The 14,355-nt window shown below is 55.1% G+C and carries 14 protein-coding genes; 12 read left to right on the top strand and 2 right to left on the bottom strand.

Features of this window, described 5'->3' with window-relative positions; genetic code table 11:
* Position 1 precedes the first annotated feature (1 nt).
* From J7J49_RS00410 to J7J49_RS00380, 7 genes are all read left to right on the top strand, one after another.
* Positions 2–1,657 (top strand): aminotransferase class V-fold PLP-dependent enzyme, encoded by a 1,656-nt coding sequence (locus tag J7J49_RS00410; RefSeq protein ID WP_251048069.1) that lies wholly within the window; start codon positions 2–4, stop codon positions 1,655–1,657.
* Entirely contained in the window at positions 1,654–3,108 is a 1,455-nt protein-coding gene (locus J7J49_RS00405) for an NAD(P)-binding domain-containing protein (protein ID WP_215089294.1), read from the top strand. The genes J7J49_RS00410 and J7J49_RS00405 overlap by 4 nt, the downstream gene beginning before the upstream one ends.
* Before the next feature lie 47 nt (positions 3,109–3,155).
* A complete protein-coding gene (locus tag J7J49_RS00400; protein ID WP_215089292.1) occupies positions 3,156–3,650 on the top strand; it encodes a CMD domain-containing protein in 495 nt (164 codons plus the stop codon).
* On the top strand, positions 3,647–4,225 hold the full coding sequence (locus tag J7J49_RS00395; protein WP_215089290.1) for a peroxidase-related enzyme: 579 nt from the start codon (positions 3,647–3,649) through the stop codon (positions 4,223–4,225). The genes J7J49_RS00400 and J7J49_RS00395 overlap by 4 nt, the downstream gene beginning before the upstream one ends.
* A gap of 58 nt (positions 4,226–4,283) precedes the next feature.
* Positions 4,284–5,270 (top strand): TRAP transporter substrate-binding protein, encoded by a 987-nt coding sequence (locus J7J49_RS00390; RefSeq protein ID WP_215089288.1) that lies wholly within the window; start codon positions 4,284–4,286, stop codon positions 5,268–5,270.
* Between the two features lie 114 nt (positions 5,271–5,384).
* Positions 5,385–5,891 (top strand): TRAP transporter small permease, encoded by a 507-nt coding sequence (locus tag J7J49_RS00385; protein ID WP_215089286.1) that lies wholly within the window; start codon positions 5,385–5,387, stop codon positions 5,889–5,891.
* The gene (locus tag J7J49_RS00380) at positions 5,888–7,183 is read left to right on the top strand and encodes a TRAP transporter large permease (protein WP_215089284.1); all 1,296 of its coding nucleotides are present in this window, start codon (positions 5,888–5,890) and stop codon (positions 7,181–7,183) included. Before J7J49_RS00385 ends, J7J49_RS00380 begins: the two co-directional genes overlap by 4 nt.
* 29 nt (positions 7,184–7,212) lie before the next feature.
* Here J7J49_RS00380 and J7J49_RS00375 read toward each other — a convergent pair whose 3' ends face one another.
* Positions 7,213–8,154 carry a sodium-dependent bicarbonate transport family permease gene (locus J7J49_RS00375; protein ID WP_215089281.1) on the bottom strand — a complete coding sequence of 314 codons (942 nt, stop codon included), beginning with the start codon at positions 8,152–8,154 and terminating at the stop codon, positions 7,213–7,215.
* A gap of 124 nt (positions 8,155–8,278) precedes the next feature.
* On the opposite strand from J7J49_RS00375, the gene J7J49_RS00370 reads away from it, so the two are divergent.
* Together J7J49_RS00370 and J7J49_RS00365 are read left to right on the top strand one after the other, a co-directional pair.
* A complete protein-coding gene (locus tag J7J49_RS00370) occupies positions 8,279–9,238 on the top strand; it encodes a LysR family transcriptional regulator (protein ID WP_215089279.1) in 960 nt (319 codons plus the stop codon).
* A gap of 163 nt (positions 9,239–9,401) precedes the next feature.
* Positions 9,402–9,872, top strand: a complete 471-nt coding sequence (locus J7J49_RS00365) for a GFA family protein (RefSeq protein ID WP_215089276.1) — start codon at positions 9,402–9,404, stop codon at positions 9,870–9,872.
* Between the two features lie 5 nt (positions 9,873–9,877).
* On the opposite strand, the gene J7J49_RS00360 is transcribed toward J7J49_RS00365, so the two are convergent.
* The gene (locus J7J49_RS00360; protein ID WP_215089274.1) at positions 9,878–10,606 is read right to left on the bottom strand and encodes a CDP-alcohol phosphatidyltransferase family protein; all 729 of its coding nucleotides are present in this window, start codon (positions 10,604–10,606) and stop codon (positions 9,878–9,880) included.
* A gap of 369 nt (positions 10,607–10,975) precedes the next feature.
* On the opposite strand from J7J49_RS00360, the gene J7J49_RS00355 reads away from it, so the two are divergent.
* Genes J7J49_RS00355 through J7J49_RS00345 form a run of 3 tightly spaced genes read left to right on the top strand, consistent with a single transcriptional unit; the run spans position 10,976 to position 14,354 of the window.
* The gene (locus tag J7J49_RS00355) at positions 10,976–11,995 is read left to right on the top strand and encodes a zinc-dependent alcohol dehydrogenase (RefSeq protein ID WP_215089271.1); all 1,020 of its coding nucleotides are present in this window, start codon (positions 10,976–10,978) and stop codon (positions 11,993–11,995) included.
* Between the two features lie 26 nt (positions 11,996–12,021).
* Entirely contained in the window at positions 12,022–12,420 is a 399-nt protein-coding gene (locus J7J49_RS00350; RefSeq protein WP_064234589.1) for a 6-pyruvoyl trahydropterin synthase family protein, read from the top strand.
* Positions 12,417–14,354, top strand: coding sequence for a glycosyltransferase (locus J7J49_RS00345; RefSeq protein ID WP_215089269.1), 1,938 nt, complete (start codon positions 12,417–12,419; stop codon positions 14,352–14,354). The genes J7J49_RS00350 and J7J49_RS00345 overlap by 4 nt, the downstream gene beginning before the upstream one ends.
* Position 14,355 lies beyond the last annotated feature (1 nt).

Here is a 14,355-nt window from a genome sequence, read left to right as displayed (position 1 = left end):
GATGGAACGGCTGCAGAACGGGGTGATTGGTGAAGGGCGCTCGATCCCTGGCCCGTTTGGCGAATGTCCCTTGCTCTATGCCGATTACACGGCATCGGGAAGGGCGCTAGAGATAGTAGAACGCGCGGTTCAGGAAGCAGTGCTGCCTCTCTACGCCAACACCCATACTGAAACCTCTTACACCGGCAAGATGACCACGCGGCTGCGGGAAGCCGCCCGGCAGGCAATCGCGGAATCGGTCGGCGCCAATCACGAATATGCCGTTATTTTTGCTGGCGCCGGGGCGACGGCGGCGATAGATCGCTGTTGCCGGATTCTTGAGCTAACGCCTGGGCAGGTGGCTCTGGCTCCGCAAGCGGTCAAGCCGGTGGTGTTTATTGGCCCCTATGAGCATCACTCCAATGATTTGATGTGGCGAGAGTGTGATGTGGACGTGGTTCGCATTCCTCTTGATAGCCATGGCCTCCCTGATCTGACGGTACTTGAGCAAAAGTTGTTGGCCTATGCGCAACGCAAGGTCAAAGTGGTGGCATTTTCTGCGGCTTCAAACGTAACGGGTATTTTGACGCCGGTGCACCAAGTAGCAAAGCTGGCGCATCAATATGGCGGTTTGGCTATCTTCGACTATGCGGCTAGCGGGCCCTATGTGGCGATCAATATGGCAGGCAGCGGCCACGATGATCATCTGGATGCCATTTTTCTGTCGCCCCATAAGTTTGTTGGCGGGCCGGGTAGCTCCGGCGTATTGGTGATTCGAAAAGCCCTGTGCCGCAATGCGAAGCCCTCCATTGCTGGGGGAGGCACGGTCTCCTATGTAACCGCGGCCCATCACCGTTATGTACGCGATGTTGAGCGTCGGGAAGAAGCAGGAACGCCCAATATCCTGGGTGATATTCGAGCCGGGCTGGCGTTTCGTATCAAGCAGAGCGTTGGGGTCGAGGTTATTGAGTCACGCGAGCAAGCGCTGGTGGCGATGGCAGTGGCTCGTTGGCAGAAAGTTGCTAACGTGACCCTGCTAGGGGCCCTTGATGCGCCTAGACTGGCGATTTTCTCTTTCAACATTACTGCCGGTAGTAAGGCTATTCATCACAATCTGGTGGTTGCCATGTTGAATGACCTCTTCGGTATTCAGGCAAGAGGTGGTTGTTCCTGTGCCGGGCCTTATGGTCATGAACTGCTCGCCATTGATAGCGAAACGGCAGCACAGCATGAAGTTTTAGTCCAAAAAGGCAGAAGCATATATCGCCCAGGTTGGGTAAGGCTTGGATTTAACTTCTTTTTTAGTAATGAGGCGGCTAACTATGTAATATCTGCAGTCGAGTTTATTGCCCGTTATGCGCCGGTATTAATGAAATTATATTCCGTCGATGAAGCCAGCGGTGTTTGGGTTGCTCAGCACCTGAAACTGCCCGCCCAGCCCGAAGCGCAAGTCACGCCGGACCTATTAGATGCGCTGTTGTGTCAGAACGCTCTCACCACACCAGCCGAGACGACAGAGGCGGTTGACTGTTTTGCTAGGGCGCTTGGGCTGGTAGAGCAGGCGAAAGCACTCCCGCTACCTGTCAACCACCATGACGCAGACGTTCCCGTTCGTTGGTTCTGGTGGCCCCATGAAGCCGAGCAGGCCATTCAGACACAAATCGAGATGATGCCATGACCCTTACTTCACCTCTGGCCGGTATCGGCCTCGAAGCCTTAAACGCACGCGTGCAGCATGACCTGGCGTGCCTGAACCTGCCACCTGCTAATTGGGTACCGTCGCTGAAGAGTGAGGATGGTCAGCACGTTTATGACGTAGTGGTTGTAGGCGGTGGTCAGTGTGGTTTAGTGGCGGCGTTCGCGCTGCTATCGGGGGGGATCAGTAACCTACGTATTTTTGACCGTAACCCCGCCGGTCTAGAAGGCCCCTGGTTGAACTACGCGCGCATGGAGACGCTGCGCTCTCCCAAAACGTTGCCAGGGCCCAGCTACGGGTTTGCCTCTCTCACCTTTCGCGCTTGGTATGAAGCGCAGTTTGGTGCTGACGTATGGGAGAGCCTAGACAAAATTCCGCGTCCTACCTGGATGGCGTATCTATGCTGGTACCGTGAAGTGCTCAGCTTGCCGGTCGAGAATAACGTCAAGGTTGAGCACGTTAAACCCGAAGGCGACCTGCTTAGTCTCGCTCTTTCTGGGGCTGGTGCGCCGGCTGAGCGTGTACTGACGCGCAAACTGATTATGGCCACTGGCCGCGAAGGAACCGGGGCTGCCAAAGTGCCTGAGTTCGTTACCGGGTTACCTGCACATGCGTGGGCGCATAGCGCAGACGATATCGATTTTGCCTCCCTGCAGGGCAAGCGCGTGGTGGTGATCGGGGTCGGGGCATCTGCGATCGATAATGGCGCCGAAGCGTTGGAGCATGGTGCCCAGGAAGTTCGTTTTCTGATTCGACGCCAGCAGATGCCGACCATCAACAAGATGATGGGAATAGGCTCATACGGTTTTACGCACGGCTATGCAAAACTGCCAGATGAGTGGCGCTGGCGCATTATGTACTACTCTTTTATCACTCAGACACCGCCTCCCCGTGGTTCGACCCTTCGCGTTAGTCGCCATGAGAATGCCTACTTCCACTTTGGCTGTGGCATTGAATCTATCCAGGATGATGGTTCAGACGTGGTTATCACAACTCAGCAAGGCAAGCAGGTGCGCTGTGATTTTGTGATTCTGGGCACCGGGTTTGAAATCGACCCACTAGCCCGTACCGAGCTTGCTGGTTATGCTGATCGCATTCTGCTCTGGCGTGACCGCTATCAACCTCCTGCCGAATTTCAACACGAAGAGCTGAGTAACTTTCCCTACGTAGGGCGCGACTTTGCTTTCCAGGAGCGGGTTCCTGGGGAAGCCCCCTGGCTGCGCAATATTCACTGCTTTAACTATGGTGCCTCAATTAGCTTAGGTAAAGTCAGCGGTGATATTCCCGGCATCAGCGAGGGAGCCAGTTGGCTGGCTGGCGCGATTGCTTCCGGTCTCTATCGAGAGGACATCGAACGCCATTGGCAGCTACTTGAACAGTACGACTCTCCAGAGTTGCTGGGTGACGAGTGGGCGCCTTCCCCGTTGCCGTGAATATGAATGTCCAAGCTGCCTTTTTATTTCAATGTTAAGGAACTGAAATGTCACATGTACTTGAAACAGCCGCCGGGGTGCCCAGTAGCGGCCCATTGGCGGAGGCCCTAAGCATGCGCGGCAAGCTGATGGATCTCACCCAAGCCTCTTATCAAGCCGCACTGTTACCCGAAGATGCTGGGAACCTGCCAGCTAATTTACGCGCAGCACTGGCGTGCCGTATGGCGAGAATCAGCCAGCAACAGGGTTTGGCACAGCACTATGCTGACCTGCTTGCCGGGTACGGCGACGCGGCTGATCCTTATCAGCTTTCCATGCCTGGGGCAACGCCGCCTGCGGATGAAGCGCGTTTGGCAGCCATTATTGGCTACGTTGATCTTGTTACCGAGCGGCCCAAGGATGCCAGCGAGGAGACCATTAACACCCTGCGAAGCGCAGGCATTGAGGAACCCGATATCGTACGTTTGGCTGGCTTAGTGGCTTTCGTTAACTATCAGCTGCGCGTTGCGGCGGTGCTGAATGTGATGGGGAAAAATCAATGAGTCGTGTCATTCGTAAGTTCACTACCCGGGTACCCACATGGCGCCCCCATATCACCCCAATCGATTTCGACAACGCGACGCCTGCTCAGCGGGAAGCGCTTAAAGAAACACCTTCAAATACCAAAATTTCTGATTATGTGCTGGTGTTGGCCCACGACCCTGAACCTTTGCGTATTCGCACTGCCCTGTTTAACGGGATTATGTACGACAAAGGCGGTTTGTCTCGTGAAGAGCGAGAGCTGGGTGCTGTCGCAGCGTCGGTCGTCAACCGCTGTATTTACTGCGCCGCTGTGCATGCGCAGCGTTATAACAACCTGACCCGCGAAGAGCGGGTAATGCAGGAAATTTTCTTCAATGGAGAGAAGGCTGATATTAATGCCCGTCAGCGGGCCATTCTGTCGTTTGGCATGCGCCTTTCCGAGTGCCCGCCAAAAGTAACGGAAGATGATATCGCCAGCTTGCGAGAAGTTGGTCTGGATGACCAGGAAATTTTGGATCTCACCCTTTCAACCACGCTGTTTGGCTGGGCGAACCGACTTATGCATACCCTCGGTGAACCTGTATCGGGCGCCTAGATCACTCTATACGCATCCTGTTGCACAACGTTGGCACATCTATAAAAGGAATAATCCCATGACAAAACGTACTTTTTCGCGCTTGGCCCTGGTGGCCGCGACTTCCATGCTATTCATCTCCCCGGCGATGGCCGAGACCCTTCGCTTAGGCACGGTAGTCAGCGCCCCCCACCCCTGGATCGATGCAGCCGAAGCATTCAAAGCGGAAGTGGAAGAGGCAACAGATGGCCGTATTGATGTGCAAATTTTCCCCGGCGGTCAGTTAGGTAACGACCAAACCATGGTGGATGAGATTCGCATTGGCACCACCGATATGATCATTGGTGGGGTGATGAACATTTCGCCCTATATTCCTGAGTTTGAGATCTTTAGCCTTAACTATCTATTTGAAGATATGGGTAAATTCAAGCTTGCGACGTCGCCTGAATCGCCAGTGTTTGATTACTTTGATAATGCTATGAGCGAGTCAGGTGTTGGGTTGAAGTTGTTAAGCCTGACCGGCGGTGGCACGCGTAACTTAAGCACCAGCAGCGGGCCGGTTACGGAGCCTGCGGATCTCCAGGGCGTCAAAATGCGTGTTACAGGATCGCGTCTGGATGCCGAAATGTGGCAGTCGGTAGGTGCGCTGACCACCTCACTACCGTGGACGGAGATCTATACAGGATTGCAAACCGGGGTGGTGGAAGCCTTTGAAAGTACCATTAGCGGCTATTACTCCAGCCGTCTCTACGAAGTGGCGCCCTACCACGCCAAGACCGAACACCAGGTAATGATGAGCCATATCTCCATTAGCGAAAACCGCTTCAATCGTTTCTCAGAGGAAGATCAACGCATTATTCTCGCGGCGGCTCAGCATGCTGGTGAGTACGGCACTGAACAAGGGATTGAGTATGATGCCGAGTTCATTCAGGAGTTCGAAGGTTTGGGGGTGACGGTTACTGAGGTCGACAAGCAGGCTTTTGTCGATGCGGTTGTGCCACTGCATGATAAATTTGCTGAAGAGCGTGGCTTAACCGAGCTGCTTGAAACGATTCGTAATCTCTAAACCGCCATTTACAGTGGCGTTGCAAAGGCGCCTTGTAGACGTACATTGCAGCAGCGATTTGGCCCACTAATTGCCGTTGAATTGGGGCAGGTGGGCCAAACATAGGGCAGAAAAATGCGGATAATAAATGACGTGTTGGAAAAGATCCTGATGTTTATTGCAGGCTCGCTGTTTGCAGCCTTTATCCTCACGGTTCTCTATCAAGTCATTGCACGTAATTATTTGAAAATTTCGGTGTCGTGGACCGATGAAGTGGCCATGGCCTGCTTTATCTGGTCGGTCTTCATTGGCGCTGCCATTGCGCTGCGCAAACGCAGGCACTATGTGGTCGATGTTTTTCCGTCACGTTTTTTACTAACCCAACGGGTATTGCGTCTGTTTGGTAGCCTAGCCTGCCTGCCGGTGATCTATGTGCTGATCGTGCACGGCAATGTATTGGTTGATATGGGCTGGAATCGTCGCTCGGTGGCTCTGGGTACGCCAATGGCCTATATATTTGCCGCCATGCCCGTGGCAGGTATCGCCATGCTTCTGTTTTCAATTGAAACAATCCGCGAGGACATCATTATGCTGCGTGCAGGTAAAGGTGTAGCAAATAGTGGCGGGGCAGCAAAGTCATGAGCCCATTCGTTACTTTGATAGGCAGTTTTCTGATTCTTATTGGCTTGAGTGTTCCTATCGCTTTCGCTATTGGACTGGCCTCTATATTCACCATTATGCAATTAGGGTTGCCGTTAACGTCGGTGGCGAACCAAATGTTTGCCAGCATCAACTCGTTTCCATTGCTGGCCGTGCCATTCTTTCTGCTGCTCGGGCGCCTGATGAACGACGGCGGGATCACCGACCGTCTGTTGCGCTTTGCGGATAGCACCGTTGGGCATGTGCGTGGTGGCCTTGGCCATATTAACGTGATGGTCTCCATGATGTTTGCCAGCCTTTCCGGTTCTGCCGCCGCAGATACTGCAAGCGTAGGTGCAGTACTGATTCCAGCAATGAAGAAGTCGGGCTATCCCGCCCCCTTTGCGGTGGCATTGACCGCGGCTTCATCTGTGTTGGGAGGGATTATTCCGCCTTCCATTCTTATGGTCATCTACGGTGCTTTCGGCAATGTTTCCGTGGGGGCCTTGTTTATGGGCGGGGTATTGCCGGGGATACTCGTAGGCTTAATGCAGATGGGATATGTCTACTACATCGCTAGAAAGCACGGTATCAAAGCTACGGGTAAGTTCTCCTTCAGCCAAATGGGTCGCACCGCCATTATAGCGGCACCACCCATGGTGTTACCGATTGTGGTTCTTGGTGGCATAACCTTAGGCGTATTCACCGCTACGGAAGCGGCATCAGTAGCGGTGTTGGTAGGTATGCTACTGGCTTTTGTGTTTTATCGGGCAATCCGCTTTAAACAGCTGCCCGGGATTCTGGCAGACTCGGTGGTGGCTTTTTCGTTACCCATGTTCGCCGTGGCATCCGCGGGTATTATGGGCTGGCTGATCTCGTATTTGGGTATCGCTCAGGAAGTTGCCAGTTTCATACTATCGGTCACGGACTCACAGGTTGGCATCATGTTGCTGGTGATGATGTTTATGTTAATCATTGGCACAGTGCTTAGCCCGGTGACAGCGGTGATTATTTTCCTGCCGATTATTCAAGGGCTATGTATCTCTGCTGATATCAATCAAATTCATATGGCGCTGGTAGTGATTTTATCGCTGACGTTGGGGTTGATTACTCCCCCGTATGGTATTTGTTTGCTGATTGCGACACAGATTGGCGAAGTCTCCATGCCTCGTGCCTTCCTTGCCGTAATTCCGCTGATAGTGCTGATTATGTCAGTGATTATCGCCATGATACTGCTGCCCAGCGCCTTTCTATATTTACCTCAGTTGGTGTTTCCAAAGGCATTTGGGGCCTAGCTGTTTTTATCGGCCTACTCTCTAGCGCTTCACCCCGTCAGCCATCCCCAGAGTTGATGATAAAGCGGAATACCAATCAACACATTGAACGGAAAGGTGAGTCCTAATGACGCCAGCATGGCAAGGCCAATGTTGGCGTCTGGAATCGCCGCGCGAATGGCGACGGGGGCAGCAATGTAGGAGGCGCTGGCGGTAAGGCTCGCCAGGATAATCGCTGAGCCAGCGGGCAGCCCAAGCCAGTACGCCATCATCAAACCCAAGCAGGAGAGCGTAACGGGCGCTGCCAAGGCAAAGATGATCAGGCGGCTGTGCCCCCAGCGCAGGCTGCGCAGCGTCTCTGCCGCGACCAGGCCCATTTCCAACAGGAACAGTGCCAGAATGCCCTGGAAGGCGTTGGTGTAAAGGCTGGTCACCGATTCACCCGCATTCGGCCCGTATAGCCAACCGATCAACACGCCGCCCACCAGTAAGATAACGCCGCGATTGGTCAGGGTTTCGTGCCACAGGCCTGACATCTTAGTGGCTGAGCCTTCACGGCTAAAGCGACGATAGAGCAAAATCCCGAGCATTATCGCCGGCAGTTCAAGCAGCACAAGATAAAGCGTTACCTGCCCGCCAGTCATCAGACTGTGCGCTTCGGTATACGCCAGGGCGACGGCGAAAGTACCGGCGCTAACCGAACCGTAGTGGGCAGCAAGGCTGGCGCTGTCTGCCAAAGAGAGCCGCACCAAGTAGCGAACAATGGGGAAGATGATCAGCGGGATTAAAATGCCCAGCAGGGTAACCCCGGCAAGCTCGATTAACAGAGCAGTATCCAGGCTCCCGTGCAGGGCCATGCCGCCCTTAAGACCAATGGTCAGCATCAGCAGCAGGCTTAAGATGTCATAAGCGGCTTTGGGAATGCTGAGATCGGAGCGCACCACACCGGCAATCACACCTAACACAAAGAACATCACCACAATATCCGGCACGGGGAATCTCCTGAAAAGTTGGTTGGGCGAAAAGTTGGTTGGGCGGCTACTTTAGCGATCTCAAGAGATTGATGAAAACAAATAAACTTTATATAGTCATAGATGATTATCTATGGTGTAAGCGATGAAAGTACGACAACTTACCTTCCGCCTGCTGCAGGTCTATGCCGACGTGGTACGCACAGGTTCGATTACCGCCACCGCCAATCGGCTTCATCTGACCCAGCCAACGGTATCTCAGCAGTTGAAACGGCTGCGGGAAATTGTTGGCGAACCCATCGTGCGTCAGGAAGATAGCCGCGTAGTCCCCACAGAGGTCGGCCAGGCGCTCTATCAGCTAAGTCAGGACTTGCTCAGCCGTGCCGATGTGTTCAGCCAGTATCTGGACGAATACAACCGCGGCGGCCGCGGCCATTTTAGTATTGGTTTAGTGAACACCGCCCAATACGTGCTGCCACGGCTGTTGGGGCCCTTTAGTCAGGCTAACCCACAGGTAGACGTTACGGTTGAGATTGGTAATCGTCAGCAGATGCTCAACCGCTTTGAGCGCCACGAAGACGATCTCTACGTATTTAGCCACCCGCCTTCGGACGACGCCGTAATGGCCGCGCCTTTTCTGAGCAATCCGCTGGTGGTAGTAGGGCCCGAAAATAGCCGTTGGGCGAATGTAAACGACCTCACCATGGAGGCCTTGAAAGAAGAGCGTTTCCTGCTGCGTGAACCGGGCTCGGCGACACGACATACCTTTGATGCCTGGCTATACAGCGCGGGCATTGAGCTGCGCTCTACTCAGCAGATCGCCAGTAATGAGGCGATCCGGCTGGCGGTGGCCTCCGGGATGGGGCTGGCAGTGCTGTCCCGCCACGTGGTGGCGGATTCGCCCAGAGGTGTTCAAGAGCTGCCCTTGCAGGGTTTCCCGCTGAAAAGCCGCTGGCACTTCGTGGTGCGTCGAGAGCGTCGCTTACCGCCTGCCGCCTATCGTTTTTTAAGCTTTGTGCAAGGCACGCTGGCGCAAGCGTTTGACGAACCTGAAGGGGAAGTGGCCGTGGCTGAACTGCTGCAAGCCTTAAACGATGAGCGCTAGTACTTTACTTAATAGCAGCGTCAATCATTTCCGTTGAAGGCGATGGAGATCCTATGCGCTAAGATGTTAAGAGTGAGCTTAAAAGAGAGCTGAAGACCGCACTCGGTTCATGCAGTCGCGCTTCGATACTCATTTTGAGTAACCGCTGCAAACGGAGATAACTATGCTGCTCAAAGGATCATGCCACTGCCAGGCCGTGACGTTTAGTGTGAGGTCTCAGCATCCTTACCCATTTAACCGTTGTTACTGCTCTATTTGTCGTAAAACGTCGGGTGGCGGCGGCTATGCCATCAACCTCAGCGGCGATAGTAAAACCCTCAATGTGAGTGGCGATGAGCACATCTCGATCTACCGAGCGGTCATTAATGGCGTGCAAAGCACGGGAGAGCGGCATTTTTGCAAGCATTGCGCTACGTCGCTATGGGTTTACGACCCCGACTGGCCCGAACTTGTACACCCTTTCGCCTCAGCAATCGATACACCACTGCCGACACCACCCAAGCGGACACATATGATGTTGGGAAGCAGGGCGGATTGGGTTGAGGTAAATGCCCAGTTCCAGGATAAATGCTTCGATGAATACCCGGATGAAAGCCTTGCCGAGTGGCACCAGCGCCTGGGGTTGGAGTGCTAGCGTAGCTAGCCTCTTTTTGCGTTTCGGTACAACCACCAGATATCAAAACCAAATGAATAGGTTAATGATAGCAACGCGCTAATGGCCAGCAGGTTGGCGATCAGATGCGAGGTAAGCGGCGTTAATGCGAGTAGCAGAGCGACTACCTGCCAAACACACACCGCCTTGCGGCGGAAACTATCAAACAGCGGCTGTGAGAGCCAGGTGAACTGCCAGCTGGCCGCGATAAACAGGTAGCGCATTCCGCCGATCAACAGTACCCAAAGCCCCAGTGACTCGAGCCGTAGCAATCCTGCACACAGCAACAGAATCAGTAAGGCATCTAGCTCCATATCAAAGCGGGCACCGAATGGCGTGTGGCTTTTGGTGCGCCTGGCAATCCAACCATCAACGCCATCAAGCAGTAGGGCGAACACCGCGATAGCCAGCCACTGGCCTATTGCCCCTATAAACGTATTATCAGCGAGCGCCCCTGCTACCAGCGCAACCAATACCGCACGGGCTAGCGTGACGCGGTTTGCCCACCCCAGTGAGCCGTAAGGCCAGAAGAACATGATTAAGGTGGATATAACGGTGTAAAAGGCAATAGCCACCCCCCAGTTGGCCGGCGTCGCCATTAACAGAGGTAGACCTTTGCCCACTGAGATTAGCAGCAAGCCGCCCAGCAGTAGCTCTGCGGCGCTGTAAAGCCGCTTGGGCTGGGTTAAAAGCGAAACGTTTGAGAAAAGCGGCATGGTGTCTCACGAAGCGGCGTCGCTATCCGCAGTTAAAATAAATGATGCAACTATTTTTATATGTACCATTCTTGTAGAAGAAGGTAGGGTTGTCCATATGATCAAGAGTTAAACGGATTAGTTGCAGCGAGTTAATCGAATATTTTCTTTTCACCCGCTACGCTGAAGATGGTGAACCATTGAAAACTGTTTTGCCAACGGCCATGCAACGCGTGGCCACTCATTACGGTAATTGGCCCATAAAGGGCATGGGGCTAAGACACACAGGGTGTCACTTAGCCCTAACCTGTAGTCCAATGGTGCCACGCCCTATTCAACGGAATGAAACTGAGCTCATGCTATGCGGGCTTATAACGAAAAGGAATGCTCATGTCGGCGCCTGACGAGGTTGGCAAAAATCGCTATGTTGGCAAAACGACCTGGGCCACTGCCTTCTGGGTGACCAATCCTGCACAGGGTGAGCTGCGGCGCGAACAGCTTTCTACGCCCACCTCAGATGAGGTGTATGTACGCACCTTGTACAGCGGTATCAGCCGCGGCACCGAGTCGCTGGTGTTCAATAGTCGCGTGCCTGAAAGCGAATTTTCACGCATGCGAGCCCCCTTTCAGTCGGGAGAGTTCCCCGCACCGGTCAAGTACGGTTACTGCAGCGTCGGCTGCGTCGAACAAGGGCCTGATGCGCTATTAAATAAAACCGTTTTTTGCCTGTTCCCCCATCAGGATTACTACATCGTTCCTGCGTCGGCTGTGCTGGAAGTGCCCGCCGACGTGCCCGCTAAGCGCGCCGTCTTGGCAGCCAATATGGAAACCGCCATTAACGGCGTGTGGGACGCAGAACCCATGCTGGGCGAGCGGATCAGTGTGATTGGCGCGGGGGTGGTGGGTGCATTAGTGGCGTATCTATGCACCCAGATCCCCGGCGTGGCTGTCCAACTGGTGGATATTAATCCAGAGCGTCGTCAACTCGCCGAGCAACTGGGCGTGGCCTTTTGCACCCCCGAAGACGCTGCTCAAGACCAAGATTGTGTGATCCATGCCAGCGGTCAGTCCGCGGGTCTACGCCAAGCGCTTGAATTAGTCGGCAGTGAAGGGCGCATTATTGAAATGAGTTGGTTTGGCGAGGGGGACGTCGCGATTCCGTTGGGCGGCGCTTTTCACTCCCAGCGGCTGACGCTCAAGGCTAGCCAGGTAGGCCAACTACCGCCCAAACTCCGCCCCCGCTGGGACTACCAGCGCCGCCTGCGGTTAGCGTTGAGCCTGCTGGTGGACGAGCGGCTGGATGCCTTGATCAGCGGCGAAAGTGAATTTGCGCAGCTGCCAGCGCTGGCCCCTAGGCTGTTTGGCCGTGGCAGTGTCGAGCTTTGTCACCGCCTGCGCTACCCCTCATAACTTATTTAGCCCTATTTGGAGTCCCTATGTTTCGTTTATGTGTTCGTGACCACTTTATGATCGCCCACAGTTTTAATGGCGAGATCTTTGGCCCCGCTCAGCGCACTCATGGCGCTACCTACGTGGTGGATGTGGTCTTTCAGCGTCCTGAATTGGATGAGGATGGCCTGGTGATCGATATCGGTCTGGCGAGTGAAACGGTGAAATCGGTATTGGCTGACTACAACTTCAGCAACCTTGATGAAGTACCTGAGTTTGCGGGCAAAAACACCACCACCGAGTTTATGGCCAAGGTGATCTTCGACCAGCTCGCCAAGGCGATTGGTGAGGGCAAAATGGGTATCACCGCCAAGGGGATTACCCATATGGAGATCAAGCTGCATGAATCCCATGTGGCCTGGGCCAGCTATGAAGGCGCGCTATGAGTCAACGTTTTACGTTAATCGTCGCTGGTGACCCTGATCAACGCACCGGCGGCTATCTCTACGATGCGCATATCGTCTCAGCCTTACGCGACCAGGGCTGGGCGATTGATGTAGTCGGCTTGGCGGGTGCCTTTCCTGACGCGGATGCTGAGGCCGCCGCAGCCCTCGCCCAGACGCTTGATGCGCTGCCCGATCATGCGGCAGTAGTGATTGATGGCTTGGCTATGGGCGCGCTGCCCGAGATAGTGGCTCAGCATGCCCAGCGGCTGGATATCACTGCCTTGCTACACCATCCTTTAGGTGATGAATTGGGCCTCGATGAGGTCGATCAGCAACGCTTTCATCGCAGTGAGCTAACCGCGCTTGCCCCGGTGGCGAGGATCATCGTTACCAGTCACTTTACCGCCCGGCGCTTACCGGAACTGGCGACCCGCTACGCTCTACCACTCAATGCGAGTGTCAGTGTGGTTGAGCCGGGGGTTGCCCAGGCACCGATTAGCCGCGCTGCAGCCCCCGGTGAAACCCTGCGTTTGCTGTGTGTGGCAACGCTAACGCCGCGCAAGGGGCAGGATATCCTGGTGCAAGCACTGGCAGGCGTTGCCGGTGATCACTGGCAATGCGACTGTTATGGCGGCGCACGTGACCCTGATTTTACCCAGCGCGTAGCGCAACTGATTGAGCAGAACGGCTTGCAGTCCAGCGTGCACCTGCATGGTGAGTGTGATAGCGAGACGCTGGAAGCGGCTTATCGCGGGGCCCACGCGCTGGTGCTGCCTTCCTGGTATGAAGGCTACGGCATGGTGATCACCGAAGCCCTGGCCCACGGCCTGCCGGTGATCACCACTACCGGCGGTGCGTTGCGGGATACCTTGCCGGAAGGTGCCGGATTGAGCGTTGAGCCGGGCGATGTCGACGCACTTCAAGACGCCGTGAGCCATTTTTGCCATAACGAAGAGCTACGCCAGCAACTGCGCCAAGGCGCTGCCCAGGCCAGAAATGCGTTGAGTGACTGGCAGGCAGCAGGCGTTAAGTTTGCCGCGGCGTTAACTGCGCCCAGCGATACGGCCTCTTTACGCGCAGGCAGCCAATTTGAATCCGACTGGCTGGCGCTGCGTGAGGAAGCCGACGTCGCTTCCCGTAGTCAGCACCTTGCGGCGCTTGCCGCAGAATGGCTGAGCGAGCGCACCCCAGCGCCCCAGATAGCGGATCTTGGCTGTGGCCGGGGCAGTAATCTGCGCTTTTTGGCGCCGCACCTGAGCGGCCAGCAGCGCTGGAAGCTGATCGATCATGACGCCATTTTGCTAGCCCAGGCGCGACAGCGCGCCGCCGGGTTAAGTAATCGCCAAGGGCAGCCTGTAGCCGTTGAGAGTCATTGCGTATCGCTGGAAGCGCTGACCGATGTGCCGCTCGACGATGCGCACCTGGTGACCGCATCGGCGCTGCTGGATCTGGTTTCCCAGCAGTGGGTCAACGCCTTGGTGGCCCGTATTGCCGGGCAGCAGCAAGCGCTGCTGATAGCGCTTAGCGTGACCGGCGAGTGGCACTTTATTGATCCTCACGGCAAGCCGGTGCTAGATGACGAAGACCATTGGCTACGGGCTCTGTTTATTGCTCATCAGCAGCGTAATAAGGGCCTGGGCGATGCGCTGGGCGGTCAGGCTCACCAGGCATTAGTCAGCGCGCTAGAGGAGGCTGATTATTCCGTTGAGCAAGCTGAAACGCCTTGGCAGTTCGCCGCTGGCAGTCACGCCCAGAAGCCGCTGATGATGGCGCTGCTTGAGGGCTGGGCCGATGCCGCCACCGAGCAAGCCCCGCAAGCCGCGGTGCGTATTGCCGCCTGGCTGCAGCTGCGTCAGCGAGCGGTGGTCAATGGCCAACTGGGTATTTGGGTAGGGCACCGTGATTTGTTTGCTAAGCCCAAGGACGAGGCCTAAG

This window comes from Halomonas sp. ISL-56 (genome assembly GCF_018612805.1).
Taxonomy (GTDB): domain Bacteria; phylum Pseudomonadota; class Gammaproteobacteria; order Pseudomonadales; family Halomonadaceae; genus Vreelandella.
Note: the sequence above shows the minus strand (reverse complement) of the source record. Positions and strands in the feature narration are given on the sequence as shown.